This window comes from Streptacidiphilus sp. EB103A, assembly GCF_041261405.1.
Taxonomy (GTDB): Bacteria; Actinomycetota; Actinomycetes; order Streptomycetales; family Streptomycetaceae; genus Streptacidiphilus.
In genome coordinates, this window is the sequence record NZ_JBGCAQ010000010.1 from 64413 (window position 1) to 82195 (window position 17783).

Annotated in this window: 16 protein-coding genes; 8 read left to right on the forward strand and 8 right to left on the reverse strand. The window is 70.4% G+C overall.

Features of this window, described 5'->3' with window-relative positions:
- The first annotated feature begins 20 nt into the window (after positions 1 to 20).
- Positions 21 to 788, forward strand: a complete 768-nt coding sequence (locus ABH941_RS17860) for a hypothetical protein (RefSeq protein ID WP_370130283.1) — start codon at positions 21 to 23, stop codon at positions 786 to 788.
- Between the two features lie 103 nt (positions 789 to 891).
- Here ABH941_RS17860 and ABH941_RS17865 read toward each other — a convergent pair whose 3' ends face one another.
- The gene (locus ABH941_RS17865) at positions 892 to 1176 is read right to left on the reverse strand and encodes a hypothetical protein (protein WP_370130285.1); all 285 of its coding nucleotides are present in this window, start codon (positions 1174 to 1176) and stop codon (positions 892 to 894) included.
- Between the two features lie 79 nt (positions 1177 to 1255).
- On the reverse strand, positions 1256 to 1927 hold the full coding sequence (locus tag ABH941_RS17870; RefSeq protein ID WP_370130287.1) for a TetR/AcrR family transcriptional regulator: 672 nt from the start codon (positions 1925 to 1927) through the stop codon (positions 1256 to 1258).
- A gap of 101 nt (positions 1928 to 2028) precedes the next feature.
- On the opposite strand from ABH941_RS17870, the gene ABH941_RS17875 reads away from it, so the two are divergent.
- Both ABH941_RS17875 and ABH941_RS17880 read left to right on the forward strand, forming a co-directional pair.
- Entirely contained in the window at positions 2029 to 3753 is a 1725-nt protein-coding gene (locus tag ABH941_RS17875) for a cytochrome bc complex cytochrome b subunit (protein ID WP_370130289.1), read from the forward strand.
- A gap of 28 nt (positions 3754 to 3781) precedes the next feature.
- Positions 3782 to 4129, forward strand: a complete 348-nt coding sequence (locus ABH941_RS17880) for a PPOX class F420-dependent oxidoreductase (RefSeq protein ID WP_370130291.1) — start codon at positions 3782 to 3784, stop codon at positions 4127 to 4129.
- An 84-nt stretch (positions 4130 to 4213) separates the two neighbouring features.
- Here the strand turns inward: ABH941_RS17880 and ABH941_RS17885 are convergent, their stop codons facing one another.
- The 3 genes from ABH941_RS17885 to ABH941_RS17895 form a co-directional block, all read right to left on the reverse strand.
- The gene (locus ABH941_RS17885; protein WP_370130293.1) at positions 4214 to 4780 is read right to left on the reverse strand and encodes a YbjN domain-containing protein; all 567 of its coding nucleotides are present in this window, start codon (positions 4778 to 4780) and stop codon (positions 4214 to 4216) included.
- 132 nt (positions 4781 to 4912) lie between these two features.
- Entirely contained in the window at positions 4913 to 7534 is a 2622-nt protein-coding gene (clpB, locus tag ABH941_RS17890) for an ATP-dependent chaperone ClpB (protein WP_370130295.1), read from the reverse strand.
- 232 nt (positions 7535 to 7766) lie between these two features.
- Positions 7767 to 8261 (reverse strand): LURP-one-related/scramblase family protein, encoded by a 495-nt coding sequence (locus tag ABH941_RS17895; RefSeq protein WP_370130297.1) that lies wholly within the window; start codon positions 8259 to 8261, stop codon positions 7767 to 7769.
- A 147-nt stretch (positions 8262 to 8408) separates the two neighbouring features.
- Here ABH941_RS17895 and ABH941_RS17900 point away from each other — a divergent pair, with 147 nt between their 5' ends.
- Complete coding sequence (locus tag ABH941_RS17900; RefSeq protein ID WP_370130299.1) at positions 8409 to 10241, forward strand: NHL domain-containing thioredoxin family protein; 1833 nt, start codon at positions 8409 to 8411, stop codon at positions 10239 to 10241.
- A 75-nt stretch (positions 10242 to 10316) separates the two neighbouring features.
- Here the strand turns inward: ABH941_RS17900 and ABH941_RS17905 are convergent, their stop codons facing one another.
- Positions 10317 to 11630 carry a M18 family aminopeptidase gene (locus tag ABH941_RS17905; RefSeq protein WP_370130301.1) on the reverse strand — a complete coding sequence of 438 codons (1314 nt, stop codon included), beginning with the start codon at positions 11628 to 11630 and terminating at the stop codon, positions 10317 to 10319.
- A 221-nt stretch (positions 11631 to 11851) separates the two neighbouring features.
- Positions 11852 to 13684 carry an acyl-CoA dehydrogenase gene (locus ABH941_RS17910; protein WP_370130303.1) on the reverse strand — a complete coding sequence of 611 codons (1833 nt, stop codon included), beginning with the start codon at positions 13682 to 13684 and terminating at the stop codon, positions 11852 to 11854.
- Between the two features lie 164 nt (positions 13685 to 13848).
- Between ABH941_RS17910 and ABH941_RS17915 the strand changes: the two genes are divergently transcribed.
- The 3 genes from ABH941_RS17915 (at position 13849) to ABH941_RS17925 (ending at position 16533) form a co-directional block, all read left to right on the forward strand.
- Positions 13849 to 14382 carry an SseB family protein gene (locus tag ABH941_RS17915; RefSeq protein WP_370130305.1) on the forward strand — a complete coding sequence of 178 codons (534 nt, stop codon included), beginning with the start codon at positions 13849 to 13851 and terminating at the stop codon, positions 14380 to 14382.
- A 135-nt stretch (positions 14383 to 14517) separates the two neighbouring features.
- A complete protein-coding gene (locus ABH941_RS17920) occupies positions 14518 to 15477 on the forward strand; it encodes a pirin family protein (protein ID WP_370130307.1) in 960 nt (319 codons plus the stop codon).
- A gap of 213 nt (positions 15478 to 15690) precedes the next feature.
- The gene (locus ABH941_RS17925) at positions 15691 to 16533 is read left to right on the forward strand and encodes a hypothetical protein (RefSeq protein ID WP_370130309.1); all 843 of its coding nucleotides are present in this window, start codon (positions 15691 to 15693) and stop codon (positions 16531 to 16533) included.
- An 18-nt stretch (positions 16534 to 16551) separates the two neighbouring features.
- On the opposite strand, the gene ABH941_RS17930 is transcribed toward ABH941_RS17925, so the two are convergent.
- Positions 16552 to 17373, reverse strand: a complete 822-nt coding sequence (locus tag ABH941_RS17930) for an integrase (RefSeq protein ID WP_370130311.1) — start codon at positions 17371 to 17373, stop codon at positions 16552 to 16554.
- 177 nt (positions 17374 to 17550) lie between these two features.
- Between ABH941_RS17930 and ABH941_RS17935 the strand changes: the two genes are divergently transcribed.
- Positions 17551 to 17775 (forward strand): hypothetical protein, encoded by a 225-nt coding sequence (locus ABH941_RS17935; protein ID WP_030257961.1) that lies wholly within the window; start codon positions 17551 to 17553, stop codon positions 17773 to 17775.
- Positions 17776 to 17783 lie beyond the last annotated feature (8 nt).

Consider the following 17783-nt stretch of genomic DNA (forward strand, 5'->3'; position numbering starts at 1 on the left):
TGGAAGGTCCAAACCTCGTCATGTCTGCGCCCCTTCGCCGGATCGCTCTGACCGCCCTCTGCGCCACAGCGGCCCTCGGCCTCACCGCCTGCTCCTCCACCTCCACCTCCAGCGGAAGCACCGCGGGCGCCGCCGCGGCGGCATCGTCGGGCGCGTCGGGCGCGGCTTCCGCGACGCCCGCCGGGGACTCCGCCGCCACGCCGTCCGCCTCCGCCCCGCCCAACGGGAAGAAGCTCAACTCCCTGCTGCTGCCGGCGTCGGCGCTGCCGAAGGGGTTCAGCATCGACTCCGCCGGAACGGTCAACACCGGCGACGGCTACAACCCATCCGCCTCCCCCTCCACCGTGTCCGCCTCGAAGGCCTGCGATGTGATCCAAGGCACCAGCTGGATCAATTCCACCGGCCTGAGCAGCCTCTCTTTCGCGCAGAACGACTACACCGACTCCGCGCAGAACCTCTTCGGCCAGGAGGTCGACAGCTACCAGGGCAACGACGCCAAGGCCGTCATGAGCGACTTGCGGAAGGTCTTCGCCGAATGCGCCAACGCCAAGGTCAAGGTGAACGGTACGGCCTACAGCGCGCACACGACCCACAAGACCCTCACCGGCCTCGGTGACGACGCGGTGGAGGCGGTCTCGACCTCGTCCGCGCTCTACGGCGGCACCACCCTGATAGCCGTCCGGGTCGGCGACCTCGTCGTCACCACCATCTACAACGACCAGAAGAACACCGGCAGTGCCGACCTCGCCCTGACCCGGCGTCTGGTCGCGAACGTCAGCGCCGGCTGAGCCGGCAGGGCGGACGGGCCGGCTCCGTGCCGTGACAGAGGGCGGCACGGAGCCCGAACACCGCCCGGGCCGCCCCGGCGACGCGGCCCGGGCCCCGGCCCGATCAACGGCTGCGTTCGGGCATCGGGAGCTCGCGCCCGTCCAGGAGCAGGGTGCAGGTCAGCGAGCGGGTGGCGTGCCGGAGGTGATCCAGGCGGAGTTCGAAGGGCTGCGGGGGGTCCTCGGGCAGTTCGCCGGTGAGGACGGTGGCGTCGGCGCCGCGCTGATGACGGTAGCCGACCTCCTTGCCGTCGACGAGCAGGGCGACCTCCGGGGTGTGCCCGGTGCGGGCCTCGACGGTGATCGAGTGTCCGGCGTGGTCGAGGTGGAATCGGTGCGGGCGGGTCATGGCAGCCTCCGGAGCCGGCCCCCGCCTGTGACGTACCTATCGTGCACGTATCACGCTACGCCGAACCGTCATCGGGGGCTCAGGCGCGCACCGGGGCGGCGAGTTCGTGCATGGCGGTGTCCAGCTGGGCCCGGGTGAGCGTCGGCACGGGGAGGGGGCGGGCGCCCTCGGCGCGGAAGCCGTCCAGGAGCAGCGCGAGGTAGCGGCGCCAGGCGTCGGGCGCCGCCGCGGAGAGCGCGGGTACGGCGCCGCACAGGGCGCCCAGGCTGACCAGCAGGTCCTCCGGGGTGACGTCGGTGCGCATGGTGCCCTGCCGCTGGGCCCGGCGGACCAGGAGGGTGACCGTCTCCAGGTTGTGCTGCTTCAGCGCGTCCAGGGTCGGTATGCCGCGGATTCCGGTGGTGAGCAGGTCCTTGGCGCCGTGGTCGGTGACCAGCAGCGCGCAGATCTCCTCCTCCAGGGCGGTCAGGCCGGCCCAGGCGTCCTCGGCCTCCCGCGCCTGTTCACTGGCGCGCAGCACCATGGCGAGGCCATCGTGGAAGACCGCCTCGATCAGGGCCTGCCGGGTGGAGAAGCGCCGGTAGAGGGTGGCGTTGCCGACGCCGGCCCGGCGGGCGATCTCGTCCAGCGGGGCGTCCAGCCCCTGGGCGGCGAAGACCTCGCGGGCCGCGGCGATCACGGCCTCCCGGTTGCGCCGGGCGTCCGCCCGCAGGGGCGGGGTGTCCGTGGGGCGCGCGTTGCTGACGTGCATGGCAGTAGGATAGCAGGGTAACCGGGGACCCCTGTCCGGTTGATGCTACGATCTCTTCGGGAAGTGGGGAGCTGACCCCACTTGATCGCGGGGGGTGCTCCATGTCGCAGCAGGAGGCACAGCACGAGGCACAGCACGAGGCACAGCCGGAGGAAGGCCCGGCGGTCGCGGCCGCGGACTGGGTCGACGGCCGGCTCGGCCTCTACGCGATGGCCAAGGCCAACCTGCGCAAGCTGTTCCCGGACCACTGGTCGTTCATGCTCGGCGAGATCTGCCTCTACAGCTTCATCATCATCATTCTCACCGGCATCTATCTGACGCTGTTCTTCCAGCCCAGCATGGGTGAGGTCGTCTACCACGGCAGCTACACCCCGCTGGACGGCATCCGGATGTCGGAGGCGTACAAGTCCACCCTGGACATCAGCTTCGACATCCGCGGCGGCCTGCTGATCCGCCAGATCCACCACTGGGCCGCCATCGTCTTCGTCGCCGGGATGACGGTGCACATGATGCGCGTCTTCTTCACCGGCGCGTTCCGCAAGCCCCGCGAGATCAACTGGCTGTTCGGCTTCACCCTGCTGGTGCTCGGCCTCTTCGACGGACTGCTGGGCTACTCGCTCCCGGACGACCTGCTGTCCGGCACCGGCATCCGCTTCGTCGAGGGCGCGGTGCTGGCGACGCCGGTGGTCGGCACCTACATCGCCATGTTCCTCTTCGGCGGGCAGTTCCCCGGGAACGACGTCATCCCGCGCTTCTTCACCATCCATGTGCTGCTGATCCCGGGCGCCATGGTGGCTCTGCTGACGGCCCATCTGATCCTGGTCTTCTACCACAAGCACACCCAGTTCGCGGGCCCCGGCCGCAGCGAGAAGAACGTGGTCGGCGCCCCGCTGTTCCCGGTCTACGTCGCCAAGGCCGGGGGCTTCTTCTTCCTGGTCTTCGGAGTGACCGCGGTGGTGGCCGCCATCGCCACGGTCAACCCGATCTGGGCCTACGGCCCCTACCGCCCCGACCAGGTGTCCACCGACGCCCAGCCGGACTGGTACCTGGGCATGGCCGAGGGGCTGATCCGGATCATGCCCGGCTGGGAGATCAGAGGCTGGGGCCACACCCTGGAAATGGGCATCCTGGTCCCGCTGACGCTGTTCCCGCTGGTGCTGGTGTCCATCGCGGTCTACCCGTTCCTGGAGAGCTGGATCACCCGGGACAGACGCGAGCACCACATCCTGGACCGCCCGCGCAACGCCCCGGTCCGGACCGGGGTCGGCGTCGCCTGGATCGCCGAGTACCTGCTGCTGCTCGCCGCCGGCGGCAACGACCTGTTCGCCCTGCGCTTGGGCATCTCCGTCAACGCCATCACCTGGGCCTGCCGGATCGGCTTCTTCGTGGTGCCGGTGGCGGCGTTCACCATCACCAAGCGCTGGTGCATCGGCCTGCAGCGGATCGACCGGGAGAAGGTGCTGCACGGGCGCGAGACCGGCACCATCAAGCGGCTGCCGCACGGTGAGTTCGTCGAGGTCCATGAGCCGCTCCCGGCCGCGCGACTGCATGTGCTGACCGCACACGAGCAGTACCGGCCCGTGGAGCTGCCACCGGCGGTGGACCCCAACGGCGTACGCCGCACGGTGCACGCAGCGGAACGGCTCCGGGCGCTGCTCTCCCGGAGCTGGTACGGCGAGGCTGCCCAGATACCCAAGGCGACCCCTCAGGAGGCGAACGGCCATGGCACTGACGAGGCGGCACCACAGCGGCACGAGGCGGAACCACGGCAGGACCCGGCAGCTCTCGGAGAGCAGCCATCTCCTGCTCACCGCGTACTCCCCTGACGGAGTCTCATCCAGCGTGGTGTGCAAGGTGGTTGCCGACGGCGACGCCCTCGGTGTGCTGCTGGCCGCGGACTCGCCGGTCGCCGTCCGGATCCGGCGCCGCCCCGGCGTCCTGGTCGCCCCCTGCGACGCCCACGGCGTCCGCACCGGCGGACAGTCCCCGGCCAGGGCCGTGCTGGGCACCGCCGACCTCGGCGCCCAGTACCGGGGCGCCCTGATGAACAAGTACGGCTTCACCACCGCTCTCGCCCTGGGGCTGGCCCGGCTCGCCCACGGCCTGACCGCCAGCACCGCCGTCCGGCTCACCCCGGCCGGCAGAACCTGGCCGCTGCTCTGCCCCGACTGGCGCCCCACCATCACCTACAGTCCGAACTGAGCCCTCGCCCGGCGACGGCAGCAGCAACGCGAAGAGCCGGCACGCGGCGTTCGCGTACCGGCCCTCACCTGCGGGGGAGCGGCGTCAGCTCTCGGCCGGACCGTCCTCGCCGGCGTCGCCTTCAGCCGGACCGTCCGCGTCCTCGTCCTTGTCGACGTCGGTGGCGAGGCCGAGGCGCTCGACGAGCCACTGGTCGAAGCCGACTGCGGCCTGGGTCCAGTTGGCCGTCATCGCCACGAAGTAGTTGATGTTGACGCCCATGCCGACGATCATCTGCGACTCGCCGATGACCCGGACCACGCCGTCGTCGTGGACGTGGGTGTAGACCTTCGGCCAGAGGGTCTCCCGGTTCCACTCGTCCAGGGCCTCCAGCAGCTCGGCCTTCTTCTCGATCGGGTGGGGCCGGTCGTAGAAGGCGCGGACCGCGAAGAGCTCCTTCTGCTCGCCGCGGAACATGTAGTAGACGCGGAAGCCCTCCCAGGGGGCGAGCAGGTCGCCCTCCTCGTCCACGGCGTGCTTCAGCTCCATCTGGTCCAGCAGCTGGGTGACCAGCTCCTGGTTGGGCACGACGACCGGCGGCGGCCCGTCCTGGCCCGACGGCTGCGGCTGCGGCACCCCGAAGGAGGGGATGGAAGACGGGTCGATGCTCATAACTTGGCCGGGTTCCCTTCGAATGAACTTACCGACCCCATCCTGCCTCATCCCGGGGGCCCGGCGAAGCCCCGGAAGCCCTTGTGACGGGGTTCCGGGGCCTGCGGTGCCGGGGGCCGCGGGCGGCGGCCGCTACTTCTTCTCGAAGGAGGTGGCCGTGCGCTCGGCCGGGCCGACGGTGAGCCGGTCCGCGTCCGGTGCGGAGTCCACGACGACGGTGTCCCCGTCGCGGACCTCGCCGCTCAGGATGGCGCGGGCGAGCTGGTCGCCGATGGCCGACTGGACCAGCCGGCGCAGCGGGCGGGCGCCGTAGGCGGGGTCGTACCCGGTCAGGGCGAGCCAGTCGCGGGCGGCCGGGGTGACGTCCAGGGTGAGCCTGCGGTCGGTGAGCCGCTTGGCCAGGGACGCGACCTGGAGGTCGACGATCCGGGCCAGCTCCTCGGTCCCCAGCGGGTCGAAGACCACGATGTCGTCGAGCCGGTTGAGGAACTCGGGCTTGAAGGAGGTACGGACCGTCTCCAGCACCCGCTCCTTCTTCACCGCGTCGTCCAGCGTGGGGTCAATCAGCCATTGCGAGCCGAGGTTGGAGGTCAGGATCAGGATCGAGTTCCGGAAGTCCACGGTCCGCCCCTGGCCGTCCGTCAGCCGGCCGTCGTCCAGGACCTGCAGCAGGATGTCGAAGACCTCGGGGTGGGCCTTCTCCACCTCGTCCAGCAGCACCACGCTGTACGGGCGGCGCCGGACGGCCTCGGTGAGCTGGCCGCCCTCCTCGTAGCCGACATAGCCGGGCGGGGCGCCGACCAGCCGGGCGACGCTGTGCTTCTCGCTGTACTCGCTCATGTCGATGCGGACCATGGCCCGCTCGTCGTCGAAGAGGAAGTCGGCGAGGGCCTTCGCCAGCTCGGTCTTGCCGACCCCGGTCGGCCCCAGGAACAGGAAGGAGCCGGTCGGACGGTCGGGGTCGGCGATGCCGGAGCGGGAGCGCCGCACCGCGTCGGAGACCGCCCGAACCGCGGTGGTCTGGCCGATCAGACGACGGCCCAGCTCGTCCTCCATGCGCAGCAGCTTGGCGGTCTCCCCCTCCAGCAGCCGCCCGGCCGGGATGCCGGTCCAGGAGGCCACGACGTCGGCGACGTCGTCCGGACCGACCTCCTCCTTGACCATGGAGGCGCTGGTGGCCTCGGAGCGCGCGTCGTCCTGCGCCTCGGCGAGCTCCTGCTCGGCGGCGGGGATGTCCGCGTACATCAGCCGGGAGGCGGTGGTGAAGTCGCCGTCGCGCTGGGCCCGCTCGGCCTGGCCGCGCAGGTCGTCCAGGCGCTCCTTGAGCTCGCCGACCTTGTTCAGGGTCGCCTTCTCGGCCTGCCAGCGGGCGGTGAGCCCGGCCAGCTGTTCCTGGCGGTCGGCCAGGTCGCGGCGCAGCCGCGCCAGCCGCTCCACCGAGGCCGCGTCGGACTCCTTGTCCAGCGCCATCTCCTCCATCCGCAGCCGGTCGACGGCGCGCTGCAGCTCGTCGATCTCCACCGGGGAGGAGTCGATCTCCATCCGCAGCCGGGACGCGGCCTCGTCGACCAGGTCGATGGCCTTGTCGGGCAGGAAACGGGAGGTGATGTAGCGGTTGGACAGGGTCGCGGCGGCGACCAGGGCGGCGTCCGAGATCTGCACCTTGTGGTGCGCCTCGTAGCGGGACTTCAGACCACGCAGGATGGCGATGGAGTCCTCGACCGAGGGCTCGCCGACCATGACCTGCTGGAAGCGGCGCTCCAGCGCGGCGTCCTTCTCGATCCGCTCGCGGTACTCGTCCAAGGTGGTCGCGCCGACCATCCGCAGCTCGCCGCGGGCCAGCATCGGCTTGAGCATGTTGCCGGCGTCCATCGCGGAGTCCCCGCCGGCGCCCGCGCCGACCAGGGTGTGCAGCTCGTCGATGAAGGTGACGACCTCGCCCTCGGACTGCTTGATGTCCGCGAGCACCGCCTTCAGCCGCTCCTCGAACTCGCCGCGGTACTTCGCCCCGGCGACCATCGCACTGAGGTCCAGCGAGACCAGCCGCTTGCCGCGCAGCGACTCGGGGACGTCGCCGGCGACGATGCGCTGGGCCAGTCCTTCGACCACGGCGGTCTTGCCGACGCCGGGCTCGCCGATCAGCACCGGGTTGTTCTTGGTCCGGCGCGACAGCACCTGGACGACCCTGCGGATCTCCTGGTCCCGGCCGATCACCGGGTCCAGCTTGCCGTCGCGGGCGGCCTGGGTCAGGTCGGTGCCGTACTTCTCCAGCGCCTTGTAGGTGCCCTCGGGGTCGGCGGAGGTGACCCGCGCGCTGCCCCGGACCTCCTTGAAGGCCGCCAGCAGTGCCTTGGCGGTGGCGCCCTCGCCCTTGAGCAGCTCGGCGACCGGACCGCCCTCGGCGGCGAGGCCGACCAGCAGGTGCTCGGTGGAGACAAAGGCGTCGTCCAGCTCGGCGGCGCGGGCGGCGGCCTCGTTCAGAGTGGCGACGGTCTGCCGGGCCAGCTGCGGCCCGGAGACGGTCGAGCCCTGCGCCGTCGGCAGCGCGTTCTGCTGCCGGGTGGCGGCCGCCCGGATCCGCGGCAGATCCGCGCCGACGGCCTCCAGCAGCGGGCCGGCGATGCCCTCCGGCTGCTCCAGCAGCGCGAGCAGCAGATGCACCGGGGTGACATCGGGGTTGCCCGCGCTCGACGCCTGCCGGATCGCCGCCGACAGGGCTTCCTGTGCCTTGGTGGTGAGCTTGCTCGCGTCCACGCTTGTATGTCCTCCCGTGCTCTGCTGTTCGACCGGCTCTGTTGTTCGACTGCCCATGGCCATGCTGTCGCCACGTTATTGCCATGTACAGCATGACGTAAGTTGAGTCTATTCCACTCAAGGCAGCAGTGAACCCCAAACTGCCCCAGGACACGAACAGCGCGCCCCGTCCGAAGGACGGCGACGCGCTGCTCCAGGAACTGCTGCCGGATGAACTACCGGCCCCCGTCCGTCAGACCTCGTGCCCCTCCAGCCGCTGCAGGTGGTCCACGCACACCGCCACGCACAGCAGCAGCGGGACGTCCTGGCCGTCCTCGATGTCGATGCCGTAGGTGTCGCGGAAGCTGAACCACTTGCGCGAGATCCGGGCCACCCGGTTCCCGTTGTCGTCCTCGATGTCGAACTCGTGGTCGAGGATGTTGCCGTGCACCTCGAACTCGCGTCCGTCGGCGAGCTTCGCCTCGTACTTGTCGCGGAACGGGGTGAACAGCTTCTTCTTCACGGTGGCGATCGTCTCGCCGTCCCGCTCGATCTTCATGGCGTCACGGACGCTGACGATCTTCTTCTTGATCACCGCGACCTTGACCCCGGACGGGTCCTTCAGCTCGAAGGTGTCGGAGATCCGCAGCACCTTGCCGTCGACCAGGAACGCCTTGTCGCCGTGCTCGGTGGTGATCCAGTGATCGTCACCGATCGAGAACATCCGGTCCCGCATCAGGAACTTCATGACGTTTCGCCTCCGGGAGTGGTCCTGTACCGAGTAGGACGCCTTCCCGCAGGAGGGAGTTCCTAGCCGCTCCGGACGACTGTCCCACTACCCGGCGGCGAACCCGGCCCCGGAATGCGGCCCAGCGGCATGCTGTTGGATGGGGACATGGCTTCACGTGCACGCGTTCGCGCTCCCGAACTGGTCGGCAAGGGCGGTTGGCTCAACACCGGCAGCAAGGAACTCACCCTCGGCGATCTCCGAGGAAAGATCATCTTGCTCGATTTTTGGACCTTTTGTTGCATTAACTGCCTGCACGTCCTGGACGAGCTGCGGGAGCTGGAGGAGAAGCACCGCGACACCCTGGTGATCGTGGGGGTGCACTCGCCCAAGTTCGTGCACGAGGCCGAGCACGGTGCGGTGGTCGACGCGGTGGCGCGGTACGACGTGGCGCATCCGGTGCTGGACGACCCGGAGCTGGTGACCTGGAAGCAGTACGCGGTGCGGGCCTGGCCGACGCTGGTGGTGGTGGACCCCGAGGGGTACGTCGTCGCGCAGCACGCGGGTGAGGGCCATGCGCACGCCATCGCCGCCCTGGTGGAGGAGTTGGAGGCGGAGCACGCCGCCAAGGGGACGCTGCGACGCGGCGACAGCCCCTACGTCCCGCCGGTGGCCGAGCCCGGGGTGCTGCGCTTCCCCGGCAAGGCGGTGCGGCTGCCGCACGGCGGCTATCTGGTCGCCGACTCGGGGCACCACTCGCTGGTCGAGCTGGCCGAGGACGGCGAGACCGTGCTGCGCCGGATCGGTGACGGCGAGCGCGGGTTCGTCGACGGGCCGGCCGACGCCGCGCGGTTCAGCGAGCCGCAGGGCCTGGCGCTGCTGCCCGGGGACGGCGACGAGGGCGGCGGCGCGGTGGTGGTCGCCGACACCGTCAACCATGCGCTGCGCCGGGTGGACCTGGCCAGTGGCGAGGTGACCACGGTGGCCGGGACCGGCCGCCAGTGGTGGCAGAACTCCGCGACCTCGGGCCCGGCCCGCGAGGTCGACCTCTCCTCGCCCTGGGACGTCGCCTGGTTCGACGGCCGGGTGTGGATCGCCATGGCCGGCACCCACCAGCTGTGGGCCTGGGACCCGGCGGACGGGACCGTCGCCGTCGCGGCCGGGACCACCAACGAGGGCCTGGTCGACGGCCCGGCGGACGAGGCCTGGTTCGCCCAGCCGTCCGGACTGGCCGTCAGCCCGGACGGGGAGCGGCTCTGGGTGGCGGACTCGGAGACCTCGGCCGTGCGCTGGGTCGCCGCCGGCACGCACCGGGTCAGCACGGCCGTGGGCACCGGCCTGTTCGACTTCGGGCACCGGGACGGCGCGGCAGGCCAGGCGCTGCTGCAGCACCCGCTTGGGGTGACCGTGCTGCCCGACGGATCGGTCGCGATCGCGGACACCTACAACCACGCTCTGCGCCGCTACGACCCGGCCTCGGGCGAGGTCACCACCCTGGCCACCGACCTGCGCGAGCCCTCCGGCGCGGTGGTCGTCGACGGCGACATCGTCGTCGTCGAGTCGGCCCGGCACCGGCTCACCCGGCTCCGGCTGCCCGAGGAGGCGGTCCAGGTCGAGGCGGCGGCGCACCGCACCCAGCGTCCGGCGACCGAGGTCGCCCCGGGCGCGCTGCGGCTCGACGTGATCTTCACTCCCCCAGCCGGACAGAAGCTGGACGAGAGCTTCGGGCCCGCCACCCGACTGCTCGTCAGCTCCACCCCGCCCGAGCTGCTGCTCTCCGGTGAGGGCTCGGACACCGCGCTCGACCGCGAGTTGCGGCTGAACCCGGCCGTCACCGAGGGCGTTCTCCACATCAGCGCGATGGCCGCCTCCTGCGACGACGACCCGGCGATCGAGTACCCGACCTGCCACGTCCACCAGCAGGACTGGGGCGTCCCGGTCCGACTGGTGGAGGGAGCGGCCTCGCGGCTGCCGCTGGTCCTCGCGGGGATGGACCGGTAGGGCGGTGCTGCATGGGATGCGGCGTGTGCCTGGTCGGCCGCGCGCGCCGCAGCCCATGCGGCACCGCCGACGGCCTCAGCCCTCCAGGAAGGCCTTGAGCGCCGCCGCCAGCAGGTACGGGTCGTCGGCCCCGCACAGCTCGCGGGCCGAGTGCATCGACAGTGCCGCGATGCCGCAGTCCACCGTGGCGATGCCCAGCCGGGCCGCGGTGATCGGGCCGATGGTGGTGCCGCAGGGCATCGAGTTGTTGGAGACGAAGCTCTGCCAGGGCACCCCGGCCCGCTCGCAGGCGGCGGCGAAGACGGCCCGGCCGACGCCGTTGGTCGCATAGCGGTTGTTGACGTTGACCTTGAGGATCGGTCCGCCGTTGGGCAGCGGGTGGTGCCCCGGCTCGTGCCGCTCACTGTAGTTGGGGTGCACCGCGTGGCCCATGTCCGAGGACAGGCAGATCGTCCCGGCCAGGGAGCGGGCGCGGTCCTCCAGGCTGCCGCCGCGGGCGAACACCGAGCGCTCCAGCACGTTGCCGAGCAGCGGGCCCTGGGCGCCGGTGTCGGACTCGCTGCCGTTCTCCTCGTGGTCGAAGGCGGCGAGCACCGGGAGGTACGGCAGGTCGGCGGCGCCCGGCGTGGAGGCGACCGCGGCCAGCGCCGCCGTGGCGGCGTGCACCGAGAGCAGGTTGTCCAGGCGCGGCGCCGCCAGCAGCTCGCGGTCGCGACCCAGGTAGGACGGCGGCTGGACGTCGTGGGTCATCAGGTCCCAGCCGACCACCTCGTCCGGGTCCAGGTCGGCGCTGCGGGCGACGTAGTCGATCAGTGCCCCCTCGGTGGGCCGGCCCAGGCCCCAGACCGGGGTGAGGTGCCGTTGCTTGTCCAGCGTCATGCCGTCGTTGACCTGGCGGTCCAGGTGGATCGCCAGCTGCGGCACCCGGAGCAGCGCCTCGTCGAGCTGGACCAGCCTGGCGGTGCCGTCGCGCAGCGCGAGCCGTCCGGAGAGCCCGAGGTCGCGGTCCAGCCAGGTGTTCAGCGGGACGCCGCCGTAGATCTCCACGGCAACCTGGCGCCAGCCGACCGAGCCGGTGTCCGGGAGAGGCTTGACCCGCAGGTTGGGCGAGTCGGTGTGGGTGCCGACGATGCGGAACGGGGTCGCCGCGGTCACACCCTCGGGGACGTACCAGGCGATGAGCGCACCACCGCGGATGACATAGCGCCCTCCCGCTGTGCCCTCCCAGGAAGCGGTCTCCTCGACCTGCCGGAAGCCCGCCTTCTCCAGCCGCTGCGCGGCACTGGCCACCGCGTGGTACGGCGAGGGGCTGGCCTGCAGATAGGCGATGAGGTCGTCGGTGTGGCTGCGGTCGAAGGCGACGCCGCCCGCGCCGGCTGCGCTGGTCAATGCTGCTCCAGGGGTGAGGGGAGGGCTGGGTACGGGGGCGGGGCCCTTCCTGGGAAGAGCCCCGCCTTCGTTTCCTGCCGTCCGAGCCTACGCCCGGCCGCGTACCGCATTCTCTGTACGGCAAGGGGCCGGTGTCGGAGAAATGCCCCTTGACGTGTTCTTGTCCGACATCGTCTCGCTCAAGATCTGGTCAAGGATCCCGTGGAGTAGACCGGTCCGGATCAGAACGCCGCCTCCGGAAGGTCCATGATGGCATTGTCGATCCCCTCGGCGATCAGCCGCTGGGCGTGCACCGTCGGCAGCACCGTGCGGCTGAAGAAGCGCGCCGCGGCGACTTTGCCCTGGTAGAACGCGGTGTCCTTCTCGGAGGTCCCGCCCTCGGCCAGCTTCGCCTGGGCCACGGCCGCCTGGCGCAGCAGCAGCCAGCCGATGACCACGTCACCGGAGACCAGCAGCAGCCGGGAGGTGTTCTGGCCGACCTTGTACATGTTCCGGACGTCCTGCTCGACCGAGCCCAGCTGGTTGAGCATGGCGCCGACGATGGCCTCCAGGTCGCCGGCCGAGGCGGCGAGCTGCTCGCGCTCGGCGGCCAGTTCGTCGCCGCCGAGGCCGGAGGCGATGGCCTTCTGGATCTGCTCGGAGAGCGCGGTCAGGGCCTGGCCCTGGTCCTTGACGATCTTCCGGAAGAAGAAGTCCTGGCCCTGGATCGCGGTGGTGCCCTCGTAGAGGGTGTCGATCTTGGCGTCCCGGATGTACTGCTCGACCGGGTACTCCTGCAGGTAGCCGGAGCCGCCGAAGATCTGCAGCGACTGGGCGAGCTGCTCGTAGGACTTCTCCGAGCCGTAGCCCTTGACGATCGGCAGCAGCAGGTCGTTGAGGCGCTCGGCGGCGTCGGCGGACTCGCCGCGGGCCTTGAGCAGCTGGATCTCGTCCTGGACGCTGGCGGTGTAGAGCACCAGGGCGCGCATGCCCTCGGCGTACGCCTTCTGCGTGAGCAGCGAGCGGCGGACGTCCGGGTGGTGGGTGATGGTGACCCGGGGGGCGGCCTTGTCGAGGAACTCGGCGAGGTCCGGGCCCTGCACGCGCTCCTTGGCGTACTCCAGGGCGTTGAGGTAACCGGTGGAGAGGGTGGCGATGGCCTTGGTGCCGACCATCATCCGGGCGAACTCGATGATGCGGAACATCTGCCGGATGCCGTCGTGCTTCTCGCCGAGCAGCCAGCCGCGGGCGGGCTGCTTCGCGCCGAAGGTCATCTCGCAGGTGTTGGAGGCCTTGAGGCCCATCTTGTGCTCGACGTTGGTGGCGTAGGCGCCGTTGCGCTCGCCCAGCTCGCCGGTCTCCCAGTCGAAGTCGTACTTCGGCACGATGAACAGGGAGAGGCCCTTGGTGCCCGGGCCGTGGCCCTCGGGGCGGGCCAGCACCATGTGGATGATGTTGTCGGACATGTCGTGCTCGCCCGAGGTGATGAAGCGCTTGACGCCCTCGATGTGCCAGGAGCCGTCGGCCTGCCGGACGGCCTTGGTACGGCCGGCGCCGACGTCCGAGCCCGCGTCGGGCTCGGTGAGCACCATGGTGGAGCCCCACTGCTTGTCGGCCATCAGCTGGGCGATCTTGAGCTGCTCCTCGGTGCCCTCCTCGGCGATGACGCCGGCGAAGGCCGGGCCGGAGGAGTACATCCACACCGCGGGGTTGGAGCCCAGCACCATCTCGGCGTAGGCCCAGATCAGGCTGGAGGGGGTGGGGGTGCCGCCGATGGACTCGGGGATGCCCAGGCGCCACCACTCGGCGTCCATGTAGGCCTGGTAGCTCTTCTTGAAGGTCTCCGGCACCGGGGCGGTGTTGGTCTCCGGGTCGAAGACCGGCGGGTTGCGGTCGGCGTCGGCGAAGGAGGCGGCCAGCTCGTTCTCGGCGAGACGGGCTATCTCGGCGAGGATGCTCTTCGCCGTCTCCACGTCCATGTCGGCGAAAGGACCGCTGCCGTAGACCTCGTCGCGCCCGAGCACCTCGAAGAGGTTGAACTCAAGGTCGCGGAGGTTGGACTTGTAGTGACCCATGGAACCTTCTCCGGTCATCGCGTCGGTAGGTGCCGGGATGTGCGCGGACGGTGTGCAGACAGCGTCCCCTACCCAGCGGTAATGACTATGATGCTACCCGCAGGTAACTTATTTCAACCCCACCGGGCCGTCCGAGTGGCGTCGAACTCGATAACCTTGGCCCCGTGTACGGCTACGAGCAAACGACGAGCGGCGCCGGACCCGGCTACCAGGGCGGCCCCTATCAGCAGCAGAACCCCGCCGGAATGGGCCCCGACCTGGGCGCCGGGATGGGCGGCAGCGGCATGGGCGGCTACGGGCAGACCCAGCAGCCCCAGCAGCCGCTCTACCCCGAGCCGTCGCCGCCGTCGCTGAGCGACGCCGTCCGCGCCTTCACCACCGGCGGCCTGCCGGTGGAGGACTTCCAGTCGATCTTCATCACCTCCAAGGTCTACTGCCCGCGCGGCGAGCGCCCCGGATTCCTGGCGCTGCACAACACCCCGCAGCCGGTGATCCCGATGTTCAGCTCGCTGAAGGAGCTGCGCCGCTACGCCGGCAAGGAGTCCAAGTACTTCACCGTGACCGGCGCCGAGGTGCTCGACCTGCTGCCGACGGGCTACGGCTTCGCCATGGACATGGAGGGCGAGCACCGGATGGTGTTCGACGCCAAGGCCGTGGAGCAGATGGTCGACTTCACCATGCGCCGTATGTACGGCTGAGACCCGCAAGCAGGGACGGCTGCGCCGCCGCATGAGCACATGGTTGAAGTTTCAACTTGCTTTCGGTTGATGTATCAACTAATCTCATGGGTGTCGGCAGGATCTGCCGCTCATGCTTCGTCAGAGGAGGACGCCATGCCCGCAGTGACAGTCGAGAACCCGCTGGTCCTGCCGCGGGTCGAGGCTCCGGACCCGACCACGGCGACGGCCCGCCCGGTGCTCCAGGTCGTGACCGCTCCCGAGGGCTACGAGGGCGAGGGCTTCCCCGTCCGCCGGGCCTTCGCGAAGATCAACACCAAGTACCTGGACCCGTTCATCATGATGGACCAGATGGGCGAGGTGGAGTACGCGCCGGGTGAGCCCAAGGGCACCCCCTGGCACCCGCACCGCGGCTTCGAGACGGTGACCTACCTGATCGACGGCAAGTTCATCCACAAGGACTCGACCGGCGGCGGCGGCTTCCTCGGCGACGGCGACACCCAGTGGATGACGGCCGGCGCGGGCATCCTGCACATCGAGACCCCGCCGGAGGACCTGGTGGTCTCCGGCGGCCTGTTCCACGGGCTCCAGCTGTGGGTCAACCTGCCGGCCTCCGACAAGATGATCCAGCCCAAGTACCAGGACATCTCCGGTGCCAACGTCAAGCTGCTGACCACCCCGGACGGCGGCGCGATCCTGCGGTTGATCGCCGGCGAGATCGGCGGAGTGCAGGGCCCCGGCGCCACGCACACCCCGATCACGATGATCCACGCGACGGTCAGCCCCGGCGCCCGGATCACCCTGCCCTGGCGCAGCGACTTCAACGCCCTGGTGTACGCGCTGAACGGGCGCGGCACGGTGGGCGAGGAGAACCGTCCGCTGCAGATGGGCCAGGCCGTGCTCTTCGGCGACGGCGACAGCATCACCGTCCAGGCGGACGCCACCCAGGAGTCCCGCTCCCCCAACCTGGACCTGGTCATCCTCGGCGGGCAGCCGATCCGTGAGCCGGTGGCCCACTACGGGCCGTTTGTGATGAACAGTCACCGCGAGCTGCAGCAGGCCGTGGAGGACTTCCAGTCCGGACGTTTCGGGGCCATCCCGGCCGAACACAACTGAGCCCCACCGCACGTGGGTTGACCTGGACCGAGTCCGGCGCAGCGACTGCGCCGGACTCAGCTCTGTAACAGGACTGTCACAGGAGACCCCCAGCTCCCGATTGTCAGTGCGGTGACGTAGCCTCACTCCGTTGACTGCGGCAGCAGGGAGCAGGGGGTGTCCCTGCCCGCGCCGCGGCACCGTGCGTTCGCACGCGCAACTGGGGGCTCATCAGTGAAACTTCGTACCTCTGTCGGCACCGCTCTCGCCGCCGCCACGGGCATCCTCGCCCTGGCCGCCACCCCGGCGCTCGCCTCCGCCTCGCCGGTCGGCCAGGCCACCGCCAGGCTGAGCGCCGGCAAGGGCGCCGCCGTGTCCGTCCGCGAAGCCGGCTCCGTGGCCGCCGCGGGCCAGAGCAGCACCGCCGTCTCGCAGCCCAGCGCCACCATCGCCACCCACCTGACCATCAGCTCCAGCTCCGGCTGGATCTCGGCCGGGCAGACCGTCACCCTGACCGTGCACCTGGACAAGCACGGCACCAACCACAACGTCACCATCTGGGGCCAGGACTGGGCGCACGGCCCGCAGTACGTCGTCGCCAGCGGCCCGGTCGACAGCCACAACAACTTCACCGTCACCTACCGCACCTACCAGAACCACAGCTTCTGGGCCACCTTCGGCGGCGGCGCGGTCTACCAGGCCTCCACCTCCGCCCGCACCTATGTGCACGTCGCCGCGGTCACCAGCGAGTCGCTGCTGAAGACCTACGGCACCACCACCAACGGCGGCCACCTGGTGTACAAGTACCACCAGAGCCAGCAGCCGCTGCTCGCGGTCAGTGTCAAGGGCGGTGCCTTCATCGCCATCAACACCCAGGTCTACTACAACGGCCAGTGGGTCTCGGCCACCAACACCAACCCGCTGACCGGCACCCTGGACAGCACCGGCAGGGCATTCATCCAGTACAGCGGCTTCACCGCCGTCCCCTACCTGTTCCGGGTGGAGACCTCCTTCGCGGGTGACGCCCGCAACGGCGGCAGCAACAGCGGCTGGAAGTACTTCACCATCACGAAGTAACCCGAGCTGGGCGAAGTCTCAACGGAGGCGGGCGTAGACCACCGTGGCGTCGTCACGGGCCTTGCCGCGCGGCCAGCGCGTGCAGGAGGTGTCGCCCGCCTCCGCCTCCCGGACCCGGCGGAGCAGCTCCGCCGGGCCGTGGTGGTCCAGCAACGCCATGGCGTCCGGCCAGCTGCCGAGGTCGAAGCGCTCCACATAGCGCGAGGAGCCGTCGGTCAGCGCGGCGAACGAGCGCAGTTCGGCCAGCGCGACGGAGCCGGTCTGCGCGTGGTCGGCCGCCTTCGGCAGCGCCGCGGCGATCCACGGGCCGCGGCCGGTGTTGCGGGCCGCCCGCACCGCGAGCGCGTAGCGCATGTACAGGGCGGCGCGTTCCGGGGTGCCGGGGGGCATCGCGTGCACCTCGCGCCGCAGCGCCTCCCCCGCCGGGAACGGCTGGTTGTCGCCGATCACCTCGACCGACCCGAAGCGGTCCAGGACCAGCAGCGAGTCGCCGAGCACCAGGTACTGCAGCACCGGGCCGTGGTGGCGTACCGCGACCACCATGGCGGCGGGCGTGTTGGGATGCGCCAGGTCGCAGCGGGCGCCGTGCAGCGACGCGGTCTCGGCGATGGCGTCGCTGAGGCACTGCGCCATGGTGCGGTCGGGCCGGTCCACCAGCCTGGCCAGCAGATGGGCGCCCAGCCGGCGCGCGTACCAGGCCGTGCCGTGCTCACAACCCGACTCCAGCGTCGCGGGCGAACTCGACCCGTCCAGCAGGACCAGCGCCTCCGGCGTCATCACCGTGTAGTCCTCGCTCACCCGATCAGGGCGTTGCGCCTCCCCCGCCATCTCCACGCGCATAGCTGACAGTGTGCGCGACCAGCGCGTTGTGGGACAGGTCTTCGTCGGCCGTTCCCCCGCAGAGGTGGACGGCAGCACGGCTGTACGCCCGGGCCGCAAGGGCTCTCCAGGCACGAATGCGTCTCGACTCGGCAGCGGATCTGCCCCTCGCGCTTCACCTGGCGCATACTTCAGGTAATGACCAGAACCGCCGCGACCCGGCGCCACATGCCCACCAGTCCCTTCAAGGCACCTGCCGCACCGCCGACTCCGGAGACTTTCGTCGTCGGAGACATGGTGACGGACGACCAGTACGGGCTCGGACGGATCACCGGAGTCGAAGGGGAGACCGCGGTTATGGTCGACTTCGGCGCCCGGCAGGTCCGAGTCACCACTCCGTTCTCCAAGCTCAGCAAGCTCTGAGGCCACCC